The 806-nt window shown below is 59.4% G+C and carries 1 protein-coding gene; it reads left to right on the forward strand.

Going from position 1 to position 806, the window contains the following annotated elements; all coding sequences use genetic code 11:
• Window positions 1-65: 65 nt before the first annotated feature.
• On the forward strand, window positions 66-806 hold a 741-nt coding region (locus NW820_RS12975), incomplete at its 3' end, for a DUF1156 domain-containing protein (RefSeq protein ID WP_414407720.1).

Genomic DNA, 806 nt, shown 5'->3' on the forward strand with positions numbered 1-806 from the left:
CCTCCCGACACCGACCCTACGGGTACAGTGCGGGGCTCCTGCAATTTCTAGCTGACCTTTGTCTAATGAGCCGCCGCAAGAAGCTGATTGAAGTTGCCCTGCCCCTCGAAGCCATCAATCTGGAATCGGCTCGCGAGAAATCCATCCGCCATGGTCACCCCAGCACCCTACATCTCTGGTGGGCGCGGCGACCCCTAGCAGCCTGTCGGGCAGTGCTCTGGGCTTCCCTGGTCGATGACCCTTCCAGTTGGCCGGACAAGTTCCCCACCGAGGCCGACCAAGAGCGAGAGCGGCAGCGGCTGTTCAACATCCTGGGCCGCATAGAGATCGAACAGGGGAAGCGGGTCGTGCGGGGTCTGGTGTCCTGGGATGACGTGAACGATCCAAACTCCGGCGTGCTGGAGGCAGCGCAGCGAGAAATTGCCCGATGTCTAGCCTGGGATCGAAGAGAAGATCCCCCTACGGATCCGGCAGCCGTTAGAGAATACATCGCCAAGTACGCGCCGCCCGTTTACGATCCCTTTGCCGGTGGCGGATCCATCCCGTTGGAAGCGCAGCGCTTGGGGTTAGAGGCCCATGCCAGCGATCTCAACCCGGTGGCGGTGCTGATCAACAAGGCATTGATCGAGATTCCGCCGAAGTTTAAGGACAAAGCCCCCATCAACCCTGAAGATCGGGCTAAGAAGCATATCTCAGCCTGGCGGGGTGCCCAAGGATTGGCAGCAGATGTCCGGTATTACGGGGCTTGGATGCGGAAACAAGCCTTTGAACGCATTGGACATCTCTATCCTTCCTATTCAAACCCC

Origin of the sequence: Synechococcus sp. R55.7, assembly GCF_047461955.1 — a bacterium.
In the GTDB taxonomy this organism is placed as follows: domain Bacteria; phylum Cyanobacteriota; class Cyanobacteriia; order Thermostichales; family Thermostichaceae; genus Thermostichus.